The organism is Burkholderia lata, assembly GCF_902499335.1.
Classification (GTDB): Bacteria; Pseudomonadota; Gammaproteobacteria; order Burkholderiales; family Burkholderiaceae; genus Burkholderia; species Burkholderia lata_B.
This window is the reverse complement of sequence record NZ_CABVQK010000023.1, coordinates 46,890-67,710: the sequence shown is the minus strand read 5'-3', so window position 1 is coordinate 67,710 and position 20,821 is coordinate 46,890. Positions and strand designations below refer to the sequence as shown.

Genomic DNA, 20,821 nt, shown 5'->3' with positions numbered 1-20,821 from the left:
GGTGGCGGTGCGGCGTGCGTGGCGTGCGATGCAGCGGCCTCTCCCGAGATGCGTGACCGGGACCCCGGTATCGGCACCACTCCGTTACCCGGCCACGAACGCGCCCGCTTTCGCGCTCCGGCTTGCACGGCGCAGCAACTGCCAGCCGAACCACATCATCCACACCGGCAGGACGAGAACGACGACGATCTCGCTCGCCCCCGTCACGGCTTCGAATTCGGGGAAGAACCCGGAGACGAAGATGATCGCGAAAAACCAGGCAACGATCTTCAGCAGGAACGCCCCGTGCCATCCGGCCTTCTTCAACTGATTGGCGACGATCGGCGCCCAGAAGAACACCAGCGGGCCTTCGGACCACCACAGCCCGCTTTGCGTGCCGTTGGCGACGGTCGCCCACGCGGTAGCGGCCGCAGCCCGTGTTGCGTCGTCTCCGCCCGCATGCATTTGCGCCAGCGGACCGAGCACCGACAGCTGGAGCGCCGCACCGGTCACGCCGAGCACCGCGTACAACCCGATGCCGAACGCAACCATGTAGCCGAGCGCGCCGAGTTCCTCCTTGAAGACGTGCAGAAAGTACCCGCCGATGACGAGCACCGGCAGATAGAAGCCGAACACGTCGGCGAGCATCGACAAGCGAAACAGATCGCGTGTTTCCGACGGCAGGCTCAGCATCGTCGCACCGTGAAGCAACATGCCGGTATCCGAACCGGCCACCATCGACACCAGCCCCACGTTCGCATACGCCAGCAGGCCGCCGATGATCGCGCTCCATGCCGTGAAGCGCATGACCTTGTTCGAATCGTTCTTCATTCCCATTCTCTTTCTCCGCACACCATGCCGGTTCCCGCACCGGGAACCATTCGATAGACAGTGACAGGCCCGATCGCGCGACACCCCAAACGGGGCCGCCCGATCAGTAGTCCACATTTATAATAATAGGTCGATATGACAAACATGAAATCGACGTAAGACACGAGGGAATCCCCTCGTGTCTGCTTCATTCCGGTCGCCGCTCGACGGATACCCCTCGGGCGACCGAACACGGCACGCCCGTCATGCCACTGCGTTTCCCTCGGTGCCGGCGGCCGCCGCCTCCTCCCTTTCCTGCAACTCCCGCCACATGATCTTTCCGGAGCCGGATTTCGGCAGCGACTCGACGAATTCGACGATGCGCGGAACCTTGTAGGACGCCATATGATCGCGCGCCCACGCCACCACGTCGTCGGGCGTCACGCCGTCGGGGTACGCCGGATCGAGCACGACGAATGCCTTGACCGTCTCGCCGCGATGCGCACTGCGCGTGCCGATCACGCACACTTCCTTGATTGCCGGATGGCGGTACATCATCGTCTCGACTTCCGCCGGCCACACCTTGTAGCCCGACGCGTTGATCATCCGCTTCAGCCGGTCGGCCATGAAGAAGTAACCGTCCTCGTCGATGCGGCCGAGATCGCCGGTGCGCAGGAAGCGCTTGCCGTCGATCTCGACGAACGCCTGCTTCGTGGCCTCCGGATTGCGCCAGTAACCCTGCATCAGTTGCGGCGCATGCATGACGATCTCGCCCGCCTCCCCTTGCGGCACGGGCTGGAACGTGACCGGATCGACGATCCGCGCATCGACGTCGAACACGGGGATGCCGAGGCATTGCGCCTTGGGACGCGCCGGCGGATTGATGTGCGTCGCGGCGATCGTTTCCGACATCCCATAGCCTTCGACGTATTCGAGCCCGACCGTGTCCTTGAGCTTCCGGGCGATCGCGTCCGGCATCGCCGCGCCACCGCCGCGCATCGAGCGCAGGCTCGACAGGTCGTATTCGTGCAGGTTCGGGTTCGACAGGAAATCCACCATCATCGTCGAGATCGACTGCCACACGGTGACGCGGTTGCGGCCGATCGCGCGGCCCGCGGCATCGCGATCCCAGCGCGGCAGCACGACCACGGTCGAGCCGCGATACAGCGGGCCGTTCAGCCCGCCCTGCATGCCGGTGACATGGAACAGCGGCAGCATGGCCAGGTGGATCGCGTCCTCGGGATCGTCGAACCAGTCGACGAAGCCGGCCGCCGTGCACATGACGCTGCGATGCGTGTGCACGCAGCCTTTCGGCTTGCCCGTCGTGCCGGACGTATAAGGCATCAGGCAGATGTCGTCGGGGCCCGCCGTCAGCTCGCCCGGCGCCAGCTGTTCGGCGAGCGCATCGCACCAGTGCACCACGCCGGGCCCGTCGACGTGGCGCGGCGCCGCGACGAAGTCGGGCACCGCGACGGCCGACGGTTGCGCCACGTAATCGCCATACGTCGCCACGACGACGTTCGCGAGGCCGCCCGCGCCGCCCACGAGCGGCGCGATGCGCGGATACAGGTCCTGCGCGACGAACGCCGTGCTCGCGCCGCTGTCCTCGATGTAGTGCGCCAGCTCGTCGGTCACGTTCATCGGATTGACCGGCACGACCACCGCGTTCGCGCGCAGGATGCCGTAGTACGCGATCATCCATTGCGGGCTGTTCTGCATGTCCAGGAGCACGCGGTCGCCCGCCTTCACCCCGCACCGTTGCTGCAGGAAGCCCGCCACGTGCTCGGCTTCGCGCTGGAAGCGCGCGAACGAGACGGGCGTGTCGTAGAACAGGATGAACGGCTTGTCCGGGTGGCGCGCCGCCGCGGCCTCCACGTGCCGGAACAGGTGGGTCGCGGGCGGCGCCTGACGCGTGGCCAGGTGCGCGGGCCAGAATGGCGATCGGATGGCAGACATGGTTCGGCAACTCTTCGTCAAAACTGCGGGTGATGAAAGGCATCAGCGGGACCGGTCGTCCCGACGCTGCATGAACGTGTTCGTTTGACCGGGGGATAGTCCGACGCCGACAGCAGCCGGACCTTCCACCTATCGACCGGTCTCGATGCCCGACGTCGTGAAGCGGTGCGTTTCCGCCGCTGTCGCGCACGCCGCGGACGCTACCCGGCTGACGCCGCGCATCAGGTCGACCGCCTTCTCCGCGATCATGATGGTGGGCGCATTGGTATTGCCGCCGATCAGCGTCGGCATCACCGATGCATCGACGACGCGCAGCCCGTCGACACCATGCACGCGCAGTTGCGGATCGACCACGGCCATCGCGTCCTGTCCCATCCGGCACGTGCCGACCGGGTGATAGACGGTGTCCGCGCGCCGACGCAGCACCGCCCGGATCTCGTCGTCGCTGTGCACGTCGCGCGTGAACATGTCCTTCGTGATCCACTCCGCGAGCGCGGGCGCCTCCATGAGGCCGCGCGTGATCTTGAAGCCGGCCACCATGTCCTCCAGGTCGCGCGGGTCGTCGAGGAACGCGGGATCGATCAGCGGCGCGGCGGCGGGGTCGCGGCTGCGCAGCGCGACCGTGCCGCGGCTGCGCGGGCGCAGCAGGCACACGTGGCAGGACAGCCCATGGCCGAGGTGCATGCGCCGCGCATGATCGTCGACCAGGGCGACCAGGAAATGCAGCTGAATGTCGGGGGCATCGAGGCCCGGTTGCGTCTTGAGGAACGCGCCGCCTTCCGCGAAATTCGACGTCAGCATGCCGCGCCGCTCACGGCGGAAGCGCATGATCTCGCGCAGCATCCGCGCGCTGCCGCCCACCGAGACGCCCATCGTATCGAGGCTGCGCGTGCGGTAGCTGAGGATGAAGTCCGGGTGATCCTGCAGGTTGCGGCCCACGCCGGGCAGGTGGTGCAGCGTGTCGATGCCGACGCGCGCCAGTTCGTCCGCCGGGCCGATGCCGGACAGCATCAGCAGTTGCGGCGTCTGCAGCGCGCCTGCGGCCAGCACCACCTCGCGCCGTGCACGGAAGGTCCTCAGCGTGCCTTTCTGCAGCACCTCCACGCCGACGGCGCGCTTGCCCTCGAACAGGATGCGCCGGACCTGCGCGTGCGTCTCGACGGCGAGATTGGCGCGCTTGCCGACGTGCGGGAGCAGATAGCCGCGCGCCGCGCTCCACCGTTCGCCCTGCTTCTGCGTGACCTGGTAGATGCCGACGCCTTCCTGCTGCGCGCCGTTGAAATCGTCCGTCAGCGGCAAGCCCGCCTGGCGGGCCGCGGTCAGGAAGCGCGCCTGGAACGGGTTGTCGGAGCGCAGGTCGCTGACCCACAGCGGGCCGTCCTGGCCGTGCCACGCATCGTTGATGCGCTCGTTGTGCTCGCTCAGGCGAAAGTAAGGCAGCACTTCGTCGTACGACCAGCCGGGATTGCCGAGCGCGGCCCACGTGTCGTAGTCGCTGCGATGGCCGCGAATGTAGACCATCGCGTTGATCGCGGACGAGCCGCCCAGCGCCTTGCCGCGCGGCTGATAGCCGACGCGCCCGCCGAGCCCGCGCTGCGGCACCGTGTCGAATGCCCAGTTGTTGAGGCGGGTCGGCAGCATCGCGACCATGCCGGCCGGAACGTTGATCACCATGCCGTCGCCGCTGCCGCCCGCTTCCAGCAGGCAGACCGTGGCGTTCGGGTCCTCGGTCAGGCGTTCTGCCACCACGCAGCCGCCCGAGCCGCCGCCCACGACGATGTAGTCGAACTCATGATTCATGGCATTTCTCTCGATACAGGATTCGGAAGTCACGCGAGACGCGACAGCGTACGCAGCAGCAGGTCGAAGGTTCGGCCGTACGGCGGATGGAACAGCACGGCGCCGTTCCAGCGGGTCTGGTGAAACACCGGCTTCAGTTTGCTGAAGGTGTCGAAGCCCCACTGGCCGTGATAGGCACCCATGCCGCTCTGCCCGACGCCGCCGAACGGCTGGTTCTCCTGCACCAGATGCCACAGGCAATCGTTGATCGTGACGCCGCCGGACACCGTTTCGCGCAGCACGCGATCGCGCCGCGCCGCGTCTTCGCCGAACCAGTACAACGCGAGCGGCCGCGCGCGGCTCCGGATGTACGCCAGTGCATCGTCCAGATTCGCGTATTCGACGATCGGCAGCACGGGGCCGAAGATCTCTTCGTTCATCAGCCGCGTGTCGGCCGGTGCGCCGATCACGATCGTGGGCACGAACTTGCGCGACGACGTGCCGAACGATTCGCCGGCGGGATTGACTTCGACGATGCGCGCGCCCGCCCGGCGTGCTTCGTCGACCATGCCGGCGAGGCGTGCGCGGTGGCGCTCGCTGATGATGGCCGTGTAGTCGGGATTGGCCGCGAGCGTCGGATACAGGCGCGTGACGGCGCGCGCCAGCTGCGATGCGACGCTGTCGGCCGTTCCGGCGGGTACGAGCAGGTAATCGGGCGCGACGCAGGTCTGGCCCGCGTTCAGCAGCTTGCCGAACGCGAGGCGCTGCGCGGCGACCTCGACGTTGCACGACGCATCGAGGATCGCCGGCGACTTGCCGCCGAGCTCGAGCGTCACGGATGTCAGGTTGGCCGCGGCCGCCTGCGCGACGTCACGCCCCACCTGGGTCGAGCCGGTGAAGAACAGATGATCGAACGGCAGGCCGGCGAACGCCTTGCCGAGTTCGACGTCGCCCACCACGACATCGAGTTCGTCCGGCGCAAAGGTCTCGCGCGCCATCGACACGAGCAGGTCGGACAGCGCGGGCGTGAGCTCGGACGGCTTGATCAATACACGATTGCCGGCGGCGAGCGCCGCGAGTGCGGGCCCGAGCGACAGCTGCAGCGGGTAGTTCCACGGCGAGATGATGCCCGTCACGCCCAGCGGTTGCGGCATCAGCCGGTTGTGGCCGGGGCGGAAATGCAGTGCGGTCGGCACGCGGCGCGCCCGCATCCAGTGTTTCAGGTGCCGGCGCGCGTGCCGGATGCCCGCATGCACGATGAACACCTCCGCCAGCCGCGTCTCGTGCGCGGAGCGGCCGTGAAAATCGGCATCGATGGCGCGCACGATGGCGTGCTCATGCGCATCGAGCCACGCAGCCAGCCGTTCGAGGCGCGCGAGCCGGGTGGCCAGCGCCGGGTTCGGCTCCAGTGCGAAGGCGCGGCGCTGGCGCTCGAAGCGGGCCGCAAGGTCGGTCGGGTAGCCTTGATGCATGGTGTCTCCTACGGCTTGCCGCTCATGCGATCGCGTCGCATCACGACAAGCGTCTTGCAAATGTTCTCGGTCTTCACGCTGCCGCGGGCCGGTTCGGCGGCCGGCGATGGCGCGAGCGCTGCTTCCCGACGTCACGCGCGGATCGCGTGCCGCGGGCGAACCGGCTCAGGCAATGTGCCGGCCGGTGCGCACGGGCTCCGCGGCAGCACGCGTCGCACGGCGCCGGATATGGCCATCGATCAGGCTCGTCAGCAGCGGCACGACGCCCTCGGGAATGTCATGCCCCATGCCGCGCACCGTGACCATGTCCGCGCCCGCGATGGCCGCAGCGGTCGCGACACCGCCGCTGGGCGCGACCAGCAGGTCCCGATCGCCGTGCACGACCAGCGTGGGCGCCTGGATCCGCCGGATCTCCTCGGTGCGGTCCCCCGAGTTGATGATCGCGCCGATCTGTCGGGTCGTGCTCTCGTGGTCGCGCGCCTGCTGGCCGCGATCCCACGCGTGGGCCGCATACGCGCGCCGTGCCGCGTCGTCCGCGGGGTACGCCTGCGCGCCGATGTGAGCCATGATCCGGCTGTATTGCTCCACGGCCGCTTCGCGCGTGCGGGGCGGCGGCGCGGTGAGCATCAGCATGCTGGACATGGCCGGCTGCCCGACATTGCGCGCACCGGTCGTCGAGATGATGGAGGTCAGCGACAGCACGCGCTGCGGATAGCGCGCGGCGAGCACCTGCCCGATCATGCCACCCATCGACATGCCGACGACGTGCACGCGCGCCACCTGCAGGCTGTCGAGCAGGCCGATCGTGTCCTGGGCCATGTCTTCCAGGTCATAACCGTCCTTGACGGGCTGGCGGAGGAACTGCCGGAGCACGCTCGGCCCCGGCCGCGCGATGCGAGACGAGCGGCCGACATCGCGATTGTCGAACACGATCACGCGATAGCCGCTTTGAATCAGCGCGTCGATCAGCGCAGGCGGCCAGAAGGTCAACTGCAGCGTCATGCCCGCAATCAGCAGCAATGGCTCGCCGTTGTCGGGCCCGTAGGTGCGATAGCAGAGACGCACGCCGCCCGGCAGGTCGCAGAACGCGTCCTGCACCGCTTCCATGGAATGAATCGTCATGATCATCCTCCGACAGCGCGACGCGACTCGACACGATCCGTGCCGCCTGCGGCCGGTGCCTGCCGGAAGCGCAGGCAGGGGTCATCGACCGAACCGTGCCGCAATATCCGGACATCGAGGTGATAGTCCATCGACATGACCCACGGCGTGCCCGGGCCCTGGCGCGGCAGGCTGCCGATCGCGCGCTGCACGTAGCCGGCGCCGAAATCGAGCAGCGGACGCGTCGGCATGTCGGCGGCGGGCAGTTCGGGCACGCAGGTCGCGAAGCCGCCGCGCTCCATATGCGCGAGCACGCGGCAGAAATGCTCGGCCAGCAGCCCGACCTTCAACGTCCACGACGAATTCGTATAGCCGATGGAGAACGCGAAATTCGGCACGCCGCTGAGCATCATCCCCTTGAAGGCCACCTTGTCGCGGAGCTCCACCGGTTCGCCGTCCACCGTCAGCTTGATCCCGCCGAAGAACCGGATGTTGAGCCCCGTCGCCGTGACGATGATGTCGGCGGGCAGCGTCTGCCCGGATTCCAGCACGATGCCCGTTTCCGTGAAGGTCTTGATGCGGTCCGTCACGACCGACGCACGGCCGTCGCGGATCGACTTGAACAGATCGCCATCCGGCACCGCACACAGACGCTGGTCCCACGGGTTGTACGGCGGGTTGAAGTGGACATCGACCGGGTAGCCCTTCGGCAACTGGCGCTTGTTCAGGAAGCGGATCAGGCGCCTCGCCGCCTTCGGACGCGTGCGGCAGAAGTGCCAGATGAAGCGCGCAATCGCGATGTTCTTGCGCCGCACGAGCGCGTACGCCCACGTATGCGGCATCACCTTGCGCAGCGTATTGGCGATGAGGTCTTCCGCCGGCAGGCTCACCACGTAGGTGGGCGTGCGTTGCAGCATCGTGACGTGCCGGGCCTTGCCGGCCATGGCCGGCAACAGCGTGACCGCAGTGGCGCCGCTGCCGATCACCACCACGCGCTTGCCGCTGTAGTCGAGATCTTCCGGCCAGTGCTGCGGATGGACCACCGGGCCACCGAAATGCTCGATCCCTTCGAGCTTTGGCGTATGGCCTTCGTCGTGGCGATAGAATCCGGCGGCGCTGAAGAACCACTTGGCCACGATCGTCTTGCGTTCGCCCGTATCGACGCGCTCGACTTCGACGCTCCACAACGCTTTCGCACTCGACCACGATGCGTGGATCACCTTGTGGTTCGTGCGGATGTGACGATCGATCCCGTACTCGGTCGCCGTCTCTCTCAGGTACGACAGGATCGCATCCGCACCGGCGATCGCCTTCTTGTCGGCCCACGGCTTGAAACCGTAACCGTAGGTATGCATGTCCGAGTCGGAGCGGATGCCCGGATAGCGGAACAGGTCCCACGTGCCGCCGGTCGCGGCGCGCGCTTCCAGGATGATGTAGGACGTACCGGGACGGTCCGTCTCGAGTTGACGAGCGACACCGATCCCGGAAAGGCCGGCGCCGACGATGAGCACATCCACGTGCTCGATGGACGGAAGGGGGTGTACGGTCACGGTGTGTCTCCTGTTCGCGTCGAAATGCGCTCTGTGACGTTATTTTCATTAACCGAATCGGGTCGAACAAGGTGTCGAATGCACCGCATGCGAATACAATGAGTGCAACTTGCACCTCTTCGTTTGGATAGCACTCCGTCATGTCCCAGCCCCCCGCTCACACCGCCCAGCCGACCTGGCCATTGCCTTCGCCGCGCATTCGGGAACTGATGCGCCAGGGTGCGGAAATCGCGCTGAATGTGCAGACGGAATGGCTGCAGGAACTGGACAAGGAGAACGTGGCGGCCAGCCCGACGATGAGCGACCCCGTGCTCGCGGCGGCCGTACGGCGGATCAACCGCAACGGGCTGATTCACTGGGCAACCGCCAACCTCGAGAACCCTTGTGCGCCGGTGTCCCGCTACCTGTCCGCCGACATGCTCAGCAGTGCGCAGGAACTGGTGCGGCGCGGCCTGAGCGACCTCGTGTTCGTCGCGGCCCGATCGTCGCAGAGCGTCGTGTGGCAGCGCTGGATGGAGCTCGCGTTTACGTTGACCCAGGACCCGGTCGAGCTGCGCGAGTTTCTGGCCGTGTCGTCGCGTTCGATCGCGGCCTTCATCGACACCAACATGATCGGCATGGCCGAATTCATGCACGCCGAGCGCGAGGCGCGACTGCGCGGCACCCACGCCGACCGTCGCGAGCTGGTCACGCTGATCGTCGAAGGCACGACGATCAGCGCGCAAGAGGCCAGCCGGCGCCTGGGCTATACGCTGGAGCAACGCCATCACGCCGCGATCGTCTGGAGCGAGGAAGCGGATATCGAGCTGGGGCTGCTGGAGCGGGCGGCCGATGCGCTGGGCCAATGCGCGGGCACACGCAATGCGCTGGTCGTCGTCGCGAACACCGCGACGTTGTGGGTCTGGACGTATCACGACGGCAAGCCGCTCGACATGCCCGCGTTGCAGCGCGCGATCCGCGCGCTGCCCGGCGTGCACATGGCCGTCGCGACCGCCGGGAACGGCATGGAAGGGTTCCGGCGCGGCCACCTGGACGCACTGGCGACGCAGCGGCTGCTCGGCAGGCTGCACGCCGGCGTCGGCGTGGTGCATGCGGACAGCATGAGCCTGATTTCGCTGATGACCCATCATATGGAGTCCCTCCACCAGTTCATCACCAACACGCTCGGCGGCCTGGCCACCGCCGACGTGTCGCTGCGCGACGCGCTGCGTGCCTTTCTCGCGGAAGGCTGCAGCGTGACCGACGCGGCCGAAAAACTGCACGTCCACCGCAATACGCTGCTGCGCCGGCTCGAGCGTGCCGAGTCGTTGTTGCCCCGCCCGCTCGCGCAACAGCGCCTGCACGTCGCGGCCGCGCTGGAAGTGCTGTACTGGGTCGCCAGCGATACCGCTTGACCGGCGCCGCGCCTCCTACTTCGGCGGCAGATCGCCGCCCTGGCCGCTCCGCTTTCCGTAGATGAAGCAGCGGGTCGTTTCCATGAACATCGCGCCGAGCCCCGGCGTATCTCGCGTTTTCGCGGATTGCAACGTCAAGCCGTCCGCCATGGCAATCAACAGCGTGGCGACGTGCGTGCTGTCGGCCGCATCGAACGCCGGATTGACGGCGCGCAACAGCTTCGCGACCTCGCGTGTCAGCGTGCCGTACCATTCGTCGAACAGCTTCAGGCATTCCGGGTCGATCGCCGCGAACGACAGGAAATGCCTGAACAGCGCGCCGTATTGCGCATCCTTCGCGTCGCGAAGCGAGCGTTCCATCAAGCGTTCGAGTACGTCGTCCGGCGATGCGTCACTGTCGAGCACGCGCTTCAGCTCGCCCAGGTACGCATCGATGACCGGCTCGATCACGGCCCGCAGCACGGCCAGCCGCGTCGGGAAGTAGTACTGCAGATTGCTCACGCTGATGCCGGCGCCGGCGGCGACCGCACGCTGCGAAAACGACAGCGGGCCACCTTCCAGCAGCAGTTTCCTGGCGACACGGACGATCGTGCCGCGCGTGCGCAGGCCGTGGGCCCGCAAGCCGTCGAGATCGCCTCCGGCCGAAGCGGCGCTCGCTGCGCGGCGCTTCCTGCTGTCGTGTTGCGCTTTGGGTGCGGTGGTCATCGTATTCGTCGTGAAGGTGGCGTGCCGGCAGTCCGTCCCGGCGCGCCATGCATCGTGGCAACCGTGGCGCGCGTTGCTATCCGCGCCGCGCGTGACGGTTCACCCGTTCGTCCAGCAGGTTCGCCATGCCCAGCACGGCCTTGATCGCGCACCATCGCAACGGCTCCGGCGGCATGGCGGGTGTCCGGTGCGTCAGAGCGTCGAGGAGCGGCGACTCCGCCCCGCTGATCCGGTCGGCCAGCAACTGCCCGATCAGCGACTGCGTCCCCACTCCGTGCCCCGAGCATCCGGCCGTATGGAACACGTTACGGTGCGCGCCGGTCGCGCCGACCACCGGCAACGCGTCGCTCGCGACCGAGATATAGCCGCTCCAGCATGCGCGCACCGGCAGGTTGCCCAGTTGCGGGAAACGCGCGCGCAGCGTCGCCAGCAGCGCGCGATAAGCGGCTTCGTCCGGCACGTTCGGCGTGCGCGAGCCATACACGTAATCGAGCCGCTTGGTCGTCACCAACAGCGTATTGCGCGCGGTGAGCCGGTGGCTCTCCATCGTCAGGTGCGGTGTCACGATCCCTTCGCGATTCGGCCAGCCCAGCGCCGCCAGTTGCGCATCGGAGAGCGGCGCGGTTTCGAGCGCCGACACCCGCAACGGCATCACCTTGTTGCCGAGCATGCCGAGTTGCGGCGTATACGCATTGGTGGCGAGTACCAGGGCCGGCGCGCTTGCGCTGCCGCGCGCCGTCCGGATCCGCACGGTCTCGCCCGCGTCGAAATCGAGCAGCGCGGTGTGCTCGTAGAGCCGCACGCCCGCGGCAAGCGCCGCGCGCCGCAGGCCCGTCACGTACTTGCCGGGATCGAGCGTGCCGCCGCCAGGAACATGACAACCGAACAGGAACGCCGGCGGAATCCCGCGCGCGCGCATCGCCGCGCCGTCGAGAAACCGCGCGGGCGAGCCGAGCGCGATGCCGGCCTCCATGTTCTCGCGCAGGCGCTTCTCCTGCGATGGATGCACGCCGGCGCGAATGATGCCCGATGCGCGGTAGTCGCAGTCGATTCCGTATTCGACGAGCTTGCGCTCGACGTAGCCGACACCTTCGTCGTAAAAGCCGACGATCCGTTTGGCCTGCTCACGCCCCACGCGCTTCACGAACAGATCGTATTCGAGCCCCTGCCCGCCCGCCAGATAGCCGGCGTTGCGCCCGCTCGCGCCGAAGCCCGCGAACTCGCGCTCGATCACGACGACGCTGGCGCCACGCGCCGTCAGCTCCAGCGCGGTGTTCAGGCCCGCGAAGCCGGCGCCGACGACGATCACATCCGCGCGGATGTCGCCTTCCAGCTGTGGCTGCAGATCGTGCGGCTGCTCGATCCATCCACCGATGGGCCGGTACGCTCGCAGCGCACCGTCGGCCCGAGCCGCGTCGAGCCGTGACGCACGCCCGATCGCATCATCCATCATTTCGTATCGCGAATCGCTCATGTCTTCCTCGTCCATTTCGTGCCACGGGAGGGAACCCCGTGCGTTTCTGGTTGCAATCAGCGAGACGTCAGCACGCCATCCTGCGAGAACAGGATCGGCGTGCCGGCCTTGTCGGGCAGCGCGGCGGTCAGCGTTGCGCGATCCGGACGCTGCGCGACCTCGACCGTTGCCGCCCCCGCCGGCTGCTTCAATACCAGCCCATCGAGCCCGACGCCGATCAGGCCGTCGCCTGCCGCCACCAGATCGGTGATCGAACTCCGCGTGCGACTGTCGACGGCCGTCCAGCTCGCGCCGCCGTCGCTGCTCTGGTACAGGCTGCCGAGCAGGCCGCCCACCACCACGCGGCCGTCCGGCAGCGCCACGCCGGTCCACAGCGAACCCTTGCCGCCGGTCTGCAGGTAGCTCCAGTTCGCGCCGCCGTCGGTCGACTTCAGCACGGTGCCCTGCTCGGCCGAGATGTAGAGCGCGCCCTTGTGATCGCCGAACGCGTGATACAGGTTGCGGTCCGCCTTGCCGCCGCCCGGCGGCTTCGGCAGCGTCACCTTCGCCCAGGTCTTGCCGCCGTCACGGGTTTGCAGCATCAGCGACCACAGGCCGACCGCGAGCCCGTCCTGCGGCGTCGTGAACAGCACGGAGAACAGCGGCTGGTCGACCGACGTGTCGCTGCGCTGCGTCGTCCAGGTTTCGCCGCCGTCATCGGTCGCGAGTATCGTCCCCCACTGGCCGACGGCCCAGCCGTGCCGCGCATCGGCGAACGCGACGGCCGACAGCGTCGCGGCAACGGGCACGCGTCGCGCCTGCCGCCAGGTCTTGCCGTCGTCGTCGGACAGCACCACGATGCCGTGGTCGCCGACGGCGACGACCCGCGAGCCGGCGCGCGTCGCGTCCGTCAGCATCATGTGCGTCGGCGCGGGCCACGCGTGGGCCGGCTTCGCGGCCCATTCCGCGACGGTTCCGCGGGATTGCGCGAATGCGGCAGTGGCAGCGCACAGCGCGATACAGGCAACGAGCGTCTTGATCATCTGGAGATCTCCATGAAAGTGGGCGGGCGTCAGTGGCTGAAGAGCCCCGGCGCGCGGGCCGGCTTGCGGCGCGGGAACCGGCGCTCCAGCACCGAGGCCAGTGCGGGCAGCGCGGTCATCGCCATCAACAGGTTGACGAGGAACATGAACGCCAGCAGCTTGCCCATGTCGGCCTGGAACTTCAGCGCGGAGAAGCTCCACGTCGCCACGCCGATCGCGAGCGTGATCGCCGTGAAGATCGTCGCGACACCGACTTCGAGCAGCGCGTGCTGCACCGCCTTCACGATCGTCTGCCCGCTCGCGAGATGCACCTGCAGCCGGTTGTAGATGTAGAACGCGTAATCGACGCCGATCCCCACCGCCAGCACCATCACCGGCAGCGTTGCCACCGTCAGCCCGATCTGCAGTTCCTTCATGAACCAGTAGCCGATGAAGGTCGCGACCGACAGCGGCGCGCAGCACGCGATCATCGCGCGCCAGTCGCGGTACGCGAGGAACACGAGGATCAGGATCGCGCCGTACACGTACAGCATCATCGGCAGCTCGCTGCCCGCGACTTCCTCGTTGGTCGCCGCCAGCACGCCCGCGTTGCCGGCCGCGAGACGCACGGTAATGCCGGGGAACGGATGCGACGCGCGATACTGCTTCACGTCGTCGAGAATCCGGTTGATCGTCGTGGCCTTGTGGTCGGTCAGGAACAGGTGCGCCGCCGACATCGTGCAGTCGGCCTTCATGAAACCCTTCACGCGGCCGACGTCGACCGACACCGCGCCGTAGTTCTCCGGGTCGATCGGCACGACGTTCATCTTCGGATAGTCTTCGTTGTAGCCCTGGTTGTACGCGCGCAGCATGCCCGAGTACGACTGCACCGACACCACACCCGGCTCGGTGCGCATCGCGGCCGCGAAATCGTCTTCATACAGGCCGACCGCCGGGTTGTCGCAGGCCTTGCCGGCCGACTCGATCGCCACCGTCAGCCAGTCGAGGCCCATGTCGTAGCTGCCGGATATCGACGTCGCGTCGCGGTTGAAGCGCGCATCCGCGCGCAGCTCCGGTGCGCCCGGCTGCAACGTGCCGATCACACGGTCGCGGCTTTGCCACGCGGCCAGCGCGAACACGACGAGCGTCAGGGCGACGGTCGCGCCCGCGTACTTCGGCTGCGCGATACGCGCCAGAGGGCGCAGCCATGCCGAGCGCCGCTCGCCGCGCTTGAGCGCGCTGTCCGCATAGCGCTTCGTGAAGTTGAAGCAGGACGCGGCCACCGGCAGCAGGATCAGGTTGGTCACGATCTTGTAGGCCACGCCCAGCGACGCGGTGATCGCCAGCTCGCGCACCATCGGGATCGGGATCAGCAGCAGCGTGATGAACGACACGAACGCGGTGATCAGCGCCAGCACGCCCGGAACCAGCAGCCCGCTGAAGCTGCGCCGCGCCGCCTCGTACGAACTGTGCCCGTGCGAAATCTCGCGCACGATGAAGTTCACCTGCTGCACGCCGTGCGACACACCGATCGCGAACACCAGGAACGGCACCAGCACCGCGAGCGGGTCGAGCCCGAAACCGAGCAGCTTCAGCGTGCCGAACTGCCAGACCAGCGACGTCAGCGAGCACGCGATCAGCAGCACGGTGAAGCGCAGCGAGTGGCAATACCAGTACACCGCGAGCGCGGTCAGCAGCAGCGCGATCGCGCAGAAGCCGAGCACGGCCTTCGCGCCGTCGGCGATGTCGCCGATCTGTTTCGCGAAGCCGATGACCTGGACGTCGTAGCCGGCATCCTCGAACGGCTGGCGGATCTTCTGCTCCAGCAGGTGATTGAACGCGACGTAGTCGAGCACCTTGCCCGCGCTGTCGCGCTCGTTCAGCTCGGCCGTGATCATCGCGCTGTCCTCGCCGTGCGACACGAGCGTGCCGACATAGCCGCCCAGCGTCGTCGCGCGGCGGATCTTCTCGACGATCGCAGGCGTCAGCTGATCCGGCGTGATCGTGCCGGAGATGATCGGCTCCGCACGGAAACCCTCGTCGGTGATCTCGTTGACGAACGCGTTCGACGTCCACAACGAGCGCACGCCGATCCGGTCGACGTTCGGCAGGTAGGTCACGGCCTGCGTGACCTTGTACAGCCGCGTCAGGCCGTCCGGCGTCCAGATCGAACCGTGCTTCGCGCGCACGACGACGGTAATCCGGTTCGCGCCGAGCAGGTCGTTCCGGTATTGCTGGAACGTGCGGATGTACTCGTGGCCGATCGGCATCTGTTTCTCGAAGCCGGCATCCATGCGCAGTTGCAGCGCGAACACGCCCATCGCGACTGTGAACAGGCCGATCGCCGCGAGCACGATCGCGCGATGACCGAAGAAGAGCCTTTCAAGGCGGCTGACCAGACGATTAAGCACTGCATGACCCCTTCATGTTTTCCGGCGATGCCCGACACGCGCACTCGCTCCCGCTTGCACCCGTCAGAAGTTCCGGGTAGCAAACACACCGACGAAATTGCGATCCGCATACGGATTCCCCACCGACTGATGGCCGCCGAAGAACGCCGCGAAGTTGATACCCGCCTGCCACTTCGGCGGATTGTGGTTGAACAGCACGTAGACGTTGACCGACTTCGCGCCCTGCATGTAGTTCGCGGTGAAGGTCGGCGTGTAGCCGTACAGGCCGGTGCTGAACGTCACGCCCGGCGTCACCTGCCAGCCGGGAATCAGCGAACCGTCATAGGTCCAGTTGAAGTCGATCGTCGCGCCCACCGAACTCGACGTGCCCTGCCCCTGCGTGATCGGGTAGCCGAGGCCCGAGTTGTTGTTCAGCCACGGGAAATAGCCGGTTGCCGGCACCTGCGTGACCGGCTGCCCGTCAACCGTGCGCGTGACGTCCGAACCGAGGCCCGGGTAGTAGATCCACGTGAGTTCCCAGGTCAGCGTCGCGGAATCCGCGGCGATCAGCTTCAGGAACGGATACTCGCTGCGCGTCAGGGCGAGTATCCCGTTGACGTCGAGCTGCAACTTCTTCTTGTCGGCCCACTGCTGGCAGTTGACACCCTGCACGCCGTTCGTGATCAGGTCGGTCGGGCCGCCCGCGCCGTAGCAGCTCGACAGCGCGACCGCATCGCGCGGCCGGTACGACAACTCGGTGCCGATCGCCCACGGCCCGACCCCGAAGTTCGCGCTCGCGCCGAACAGCTGCCGGTTCTGCAGATACGACCACTGCGCGGTGCCGTTGGCCAGCGTCGACAGCACCGGCGATTTATCCGTGTAGTTCAGGTAGTAGAACGCGAAGTTCGCATCGAACGCGCGCGGCGAATAATTGAACTTCACGCCGAACTGCGGCCGGTATTTCGCGGGCAGCTGCGTGGTGACCGGAATGCCGAGGTCGTTGAACGGCGGCCCGGCGAACGCGCCGTTCACGAGCCCGTTCTTGATCGCGTTCAGCGTGTCCTGGTTGCCGGCGGCGGCCCCGCCGCCGATCGCATTGGCGATCGTGCCCACCCCTGGGCCGGCCAGGTTCGGGTTGTTCGCGTTGATCGTGAACGGTTCGGCGCCGCGGCCGATGACGTTCGCCAGCGACCAGTACGACCCGACCGGCGGAAAGCGGTTGCCGTTCCACTGGAACTGGTAGTAGGCCTCGGTGCTGAAGCCGTGGGACAGATCGGCCGCAAGGCTCAGCATCGGCGCCGGCAGCAGCGCCTGCTTGAGCTGCGAGCCCGGGATCAGCAGTTTCTGCGTGTCGAGCGAGTTGGTCGCGTTGATGCCGCTCTGCGCGAACATGCTCTCGCCCCAGTTGATCACCTGGTTGCCGAGCCGGACGTGCGCGCTGTGCCCGTCGATCGTGAAATCCTTCTGCGCCCACAGATCGAGCAGTTGCGCGTTGTACACCACCTGCGCGGCGGCCGTGCTCGACAGCGGCGTCCTGGCCGTTCTGCCGGCAAGGAAGTCGTACATGCCGGTGCCGCGCACCATGAACTTGAGCCCTTCGCTCGGCATCTTCAGCAGCAGCTCGCTGGTCGCACTCACGTAGGTGCTGAACGGCTGCCCCTTGCGGTAGTTCAGATCGCCTTCGTCGCCATAGCCCCACTGATTCGTATTGGCGGCCGCGCCGCAACCGTACGCGTTCGGATCCCCGGTCAGCGAGCAGCTTGGACTCTTGGTCCGGATCCCGCCGCCCGCGGTGAGATTGGTCACCCACGACCCCTGGACGCTGCCGTCCCCGAGCGTGAAATCGTACCCGTACGCAGTCGATGTCGCCGCACCCAGCATTGCAATCGACACCGTAGTATGCCTAACTATGTTGCTTGCTTTCATCGCCCTACCCCATCTCCAGACCCGATGCCGACGGCGCGAGCGCGCACGTCGGACCCATTCTTTTTATATGACTACGGCAATCAGCGTTCGCTGACCGATCTCAGCGATTCCGCCGTGAAGAAATCGGACTTGAAGTGCGGATCGCTGTTCTCCTGGTGCCAGCGAATATCCTTGCCCTGGCCGATCGTCGACGAATCGAACACGTAGCGCCCGTTCAGCACGTCGTACTGCGCCATCGGCTCGTTGTCGCACGCGCCGCCCAGCTCCCAGACCGGAATCGGGTAGCTCTCGCGCACCTTCCACAGCTTGCCCTGCGCGTCATAGTCCTCTCCGACGAGCGCGAGCCAGCTGTCCTCGTCCAGGTAGAACACCTTCTTCGATGCGACGTGACGCGCACTCGGCTTGACCGTCGCCTCGACGACCCACACGCGATGCATCTCGTAGCGCCGGTTCGCCGACGCGATGCCGTCAGGCGTGGCGACGTCATGCAGCTTGCTCTTGAACTTGTACATGCCGAAGGCGTTATACGGCACGAGCATGTCGCGCTTGCCGACGAGCTTCCAGCTGAACCGGTCGATCGAGCCGTTGAACATGTTGGCTTCGTCGATCAGATACTGGTTCTCGAAACCGATCAGCGGTGCGTCGTGCGTGTAGGCCGGCATGCGTCTCACGCGGCGCTGGCCGGGAAAGTAGTAGTAGGTTTCCGAATCCTTGTTGAAATACTGGCGCTGCACGAATGCCTGCCCGGCCAGCGCAGCCGGTGAGGTGGCCGAGAAATACGCGGCCAGGCTGAGCTGGTCGACGTCCTTCGGCGCGTTCTTGCCCGTCTTGCCCGACGGGAAATGGAAGACCTGCGGGCCGATCGCGTCGATCCATTCTCCGCCGCCCGGACGCGGCGAAATGGTCGTGACGTCCAGCGGCCATTCGATGCCGATGCCCCGATACCGGTTCTCGTAGTTCAGGATCGCCTCGGCGCCGGTCTTCGGCTGGGGAAACGGCACGCCGGGCAGGACTGCCGCCTCGAGCGTCTCTCCGTCCGACGCGAGCTTCGCGGCCGTCAGGTTGGCCTTCGTGTTCTGCTCGGCGAAATCCGGCAGCTGGCACTCGCGGTGCGACGGATAGACGTCCATCCGGTAGCCCTTGCGCTGCTTGATCAAGGCGACCTGGCCGGGCGACAGCATGCTCGCGTACTTGTCGACGTTCGCGGCATCGATCGAATAAAGCGGCTTCTCGTTCCGGTGCTTCCAGAAATCGCCCCGTGTCTTGCCGTATTCCCAGCCTGATTGCGGCTCCTGTCTGCCGGCAAAAGCAGGAATCGAACCGTCCTTGTTCGCGCCGCGTTCGGCGCCCATGGGGGTGAGATCGTCGGCCATCGCGCTTCCGGCCATCATCAGCAACGCAGCCGCGATTGCGGACACGGCTCCGATCGTATGCTTCTTCATCATGCTCTCCTTCCGAGACTCTGCTTTCATTCACCGGTTGCGCGGCTGGCGGGCGACAGGTGTTCGTTTCGTTGCGGTTTCGCGCGGTGAATGCACCGCCCCCTGGCCAGACTTCGCGAGACTTTCGCGATCGCGACGCGTCCGGCATGAGGTTCGCCGATACACGTCATGTTGTAAGTCATCCGAAATATATTGCGTGTTCTGATGCCCGACTTGCTTCAATCCATACGCGCCCCATCCATCTCCGGTTCGGGGGCTCGCCACATCCGGCCGAACGATCCTCGAGTGCCGGATGCGGCGGCTGCGAACCGTTCCTTTCTTCGCGGCCGCCGCCCCGCCCGAACTAACGGTGCGACAACCGGCTCAAAGCGCGCCCGACCCGGCCACTGCCACCGCCCGCACTTCGACGCACAGCTCGGGCAGCGCGAGCTGCGTCACCCCGACCGCTGTCCACGACGGGTAGCGATCCGGGAAGTATTCGTCCTTCACCGCGCCGAAGGCTTCGACCTCCGCGCGCAGATCCGTATGAAAAGTCGTCAGCTCCACCACGTCGGCAAGACTCGCGCCCGCCTCGACCAGAATCGCCTTCAGCGATTCGAACGCGATCCGTGCCTGAGCCTGCACGCCGTCACCCGGCCTCATGTCCGCGCCGATTCCGACCTGGCCGGAGACCCAGATCGTGTCGCCCACCCGCGTTGCCGGGGCGAAGTGATAGGTGTCGTACCACGCCTTGAACCCGGGTGGAATGATCGGTTGACGCTTGCTGGTTGTTGCCATGACGGGAATCCTCCGGATTCAGATGAGTTGACGGAAACACGGCGCGCGAAACGGGTCGCCCGCCTTCAATGACGCGATTTCCTCGACGAACAGGATCCCCGCCGGCGTAAAGCCGGACGCACTGTTGTCCGGCAGCGGGCTGAACGTGGCGTCGTCGCCGAAGAAGCGCAGCACGAGGGTGTGGCGATCGGGAAAAGCCGGGTCGACCACGCCGCCGCCGTGCAGCACGCCGGGGTGCAGCAGCAGGACGTCGCCCGGCTGCGTGGCCCACGAAAGGATGTCGTACTTGCCGGGATCGGCACGGCGCTCGGCTTCGATGTCCGGCATCCGCGGCCAGATGCCGCCGCCGTGCAGCGGCTCGGTGGGATCGTCGGCGTTCTGGAACGTGGTGCCGTCATGACGCACGCCACGATGCGAGCCCCTGACGATTTCCAGCGCGTTGCGCTTGGGGACCGCCTCGAAACTGATCCACGCGTTGCCGAAGTGCATCCCGGACCACGGCAGGTACGAGGTGTCCTGATGCCACAACGAGCGCGCGCCCTTGCCGCCTTGCTTCAGAAAGAGTTCCTCGGCGAAATACCACGCGTGCTTCGATCCCCACAGGTCGGCGAACAACCGGCCGAGCGGCAGCGTGCCGACCAGCTCGTCGAGCCGTTCCTTCGCGTACGGATTCGCGTTGTCGACATGCGACCGGAAATCGGTGCCGTCGAGCATACTCGACGCCATCGGTCCCGGATTTTCAATCCCCCAGTCGAACGCGAGCCGGCATTGAGCCAGTTGTTCCTCGTTCAACAGACCTTCGATCAGAACCGCACCGTCCTCTGCGAAAGCCTTGCGCTTGACATCGTCCATCTGTCACCTCCTGTTGGTTCGCACCCGCTCTGCTGACGGGTGCCCGGTCGTGCGTCAAAAGTAGTTCGGAATAACAATGTTAGGTAATGATGATAAATTTAGAACGAAATAAAAAGAGAGGGTATTCCCGGTGCGGATTCCATGCGTGGATCAAGTGGGACGACGGCCGCTCTGCCACCGGCCGTGCGAGGCCACGCGCCGGCTGGCGCGCCG

At 66.6% G+C, this 20,821-nt stretch carries 15 protein-coding genes; 1 reads left to right on the top strand and 14 read right to left on the bottom strand.

Annotated elements, in window-relative coordinates:
* Nucleotides 1-84: 84 nt before the first annotated feature.
* From BCO18175_RS38325 to BCO18175_RS38300, 6 genes are all read right to left on the bottom strand, one after another.
* Entirely contained in the window at nt 85-810 is a 726-nt protein-coding gene (locus BCO18175_RS38325; protein WP_174988830.1) for a hypothetical protein, read from the bottom strand.
* 243 nt (nt 811-1,053) lie between these two features.
* A complete protein-coding gene (locus BCO18175_RS38320; protein WP_174988828.1) occupies nt 1,054-2,745 on the bottom strand; it encodes a long-chain fatty acid--CoA ligase in 1,692 nt (563 codons plus the stop codon).
* 129 nt (nt 2,746-2,874) lie between these two features.
* On the bottom strand, nt 2,875-4,545 hold the full coding sequence (locus BCO18175_RS38315) for a GMC family oxidoreductase (RefSeq protein ID WP_174988826.1): 1,671 nt from the start codon (nt 4,543-4,545) through the stop codon (nt 2,875-2,877).
* A gap of 29 nt (nt 4,546-4,574) precedes the next feature.
* Nucleotides 4,575-5,996 carry a coniferyl aldehyde dehydrogenase gene (locus BCO18175_RS38310; protein WP_174988824.1) on the bottom strand — a complete coding sequence of 474 codons (1,422 nt, stop codon included), beginning with the start codon at nt 5,994-5,996 and terminating at the stop codon, nt 4,575-4,577.
* 165 nt (nt 5,997-6,161) lie between these two features.
* Complete coding sequence (locus tag BCO18175_RS38305; RefSeq protein WP_174988822.1) at nt 6,162-7,118, bottom strand: alpha/beta fold hydrolase; 957 nt, start codon at nt 7,116-7,118, stop codon at nt 6,162-6,164.
* 2 nt (nt 7,119-7,120) lie between these two features.
* Complete coding sequence (locus BCO18175_RS38300; protein WP_174988820.1) at nt 7,121-8,647, bottom strand: flavin-containing monooxygenase; 1,527 nt, start codon at nt 8,645-8,647, stop codon at nt 7,121-7,123.
* 140 nt (nt 8,648-8,787) lie between these two features.
* Here BCO18175_RS38300 and BCO18175_RS38295 point away from each other — a divergent pair, with 140 nt between their 5' ends.
* On the top strand, nt 8,788-10,041 hold the full coding sequence (locus BCO18175_RS38295) for a PucR family transcriptional regulator (RefSeq protein WP_217483943.1): 1,254 nt from the start codon (nt 8,788-8,790) through the stop codon (nt 10,039-10,041).
* A 15-nt stretch (nt 10,042-10,056) separates the two neighbouring features.
* Here the strand turns inward: BCO18175_RS38295 and BCO18175_RS38290 are convergent, their stop codons facing one another.
* From BCO18175_RS38290 to BCO18175_RS38255, 8 genes are all read right to left on the bottom strand, one after another.
* On the bottom strand, nt 10,057-10,746 hold the full coding sequence (locus BCO18175_RS38290; RefSeq protein ID WP_174988818.1) for a TetR/AcrR family transcriptional regulator: 690 nt from the start codon (nt 10,744-10,746) through the stop codon (nt 10,057-10,059).
* Nucleotides 10,747-10,822: 76 nt separating this feature from the next.
* Nucleotides 10,823-12,196 (bottom strand): NAD(P)/FAD-dependent oxidoreductase, encoded by a 1,374-nt coding sequence (locus BCO18175_RS38285; protein ID WP_254608241.1) that lies wholly within the window; start codon nt 12,194-12,196, stop codon nt 10,823-10,825.
* A gap of 80 nt (nt 12,197-12,276) precedes the next feature.
* Nucleotides 12,277-13,242 (bottom strand): WD40/YVTN/BNR-like repeat-containing protein, encoded by a 966-nt coding sequence (locus BCO18175_RS38280; RefSeq protein ID WP_174988814.1) that lies wholly within the window; start codon nt 13,240-13,242, stop codon nt 12,277-12,279.
* A gap of 29 nt (nt 13,243-13,271) precedes the next feature.
* Nucleotides 13,272-15,632: an efflux RND transporter permease subunit gene (locus BCO18175_RS38275; protein WP_174988813.1), complete on the bottom strand. Its 2,361-nt coding sequence runs from the start codon at nt 15,630-15,632 to the stop codon at nt 13,272-13,274.
* A 63-nt stretch (nt 15,633-15,695) separates the two neighbouring features.
* Entirely contained in the window at nt 15,696-17,537 is a 1,842-nt protein-coding gene (locus tag BCO18175_RS38270; protein ID WP_174988812.1) for a DUF1302 domain-containing protein, read from the bottom strand.
* Between the two features lie 80 nt (nt 17,538-17,617).
* Complete coding sequence (locus BCO18175_RS38265) at nt 17,618-18,982, bottom strand: DUF1329 domain-containing protein (protein ID WP_174988811.1); 1,365 nt, start codon at nt 18,980-18,982, stop codon at nt 17,618-17,620.
* 360 nt (nt 18,983-19,342) lie between these two features.
* Nucleotides 19,343-19,756, bottom strand: a complete 414-nt coding sequence (locus BCO18175_RS38260; RefSeq protein ID WP_174988810.1) for a RidA family protein — start codon at nt 19,754-19,756, stop codon at nt 19,343-19,345.
* An 18-nt stretch (nt 19,757-19,774) separates the two neighbouring features.
* Complete coding sequence (locus BCO18175_RS38255; RefSeq protein WP_174988809.1) at nt 19,775-20,608, bottom strand: phytanoyl-CoA dioxygenase family protein; 834 nt, start codon at nt 20,606-20,608, stop codon at nt 19,775-19,777.
* Nucleotides 20,609-20,821 lie beyond the last annotated feature (213 nt).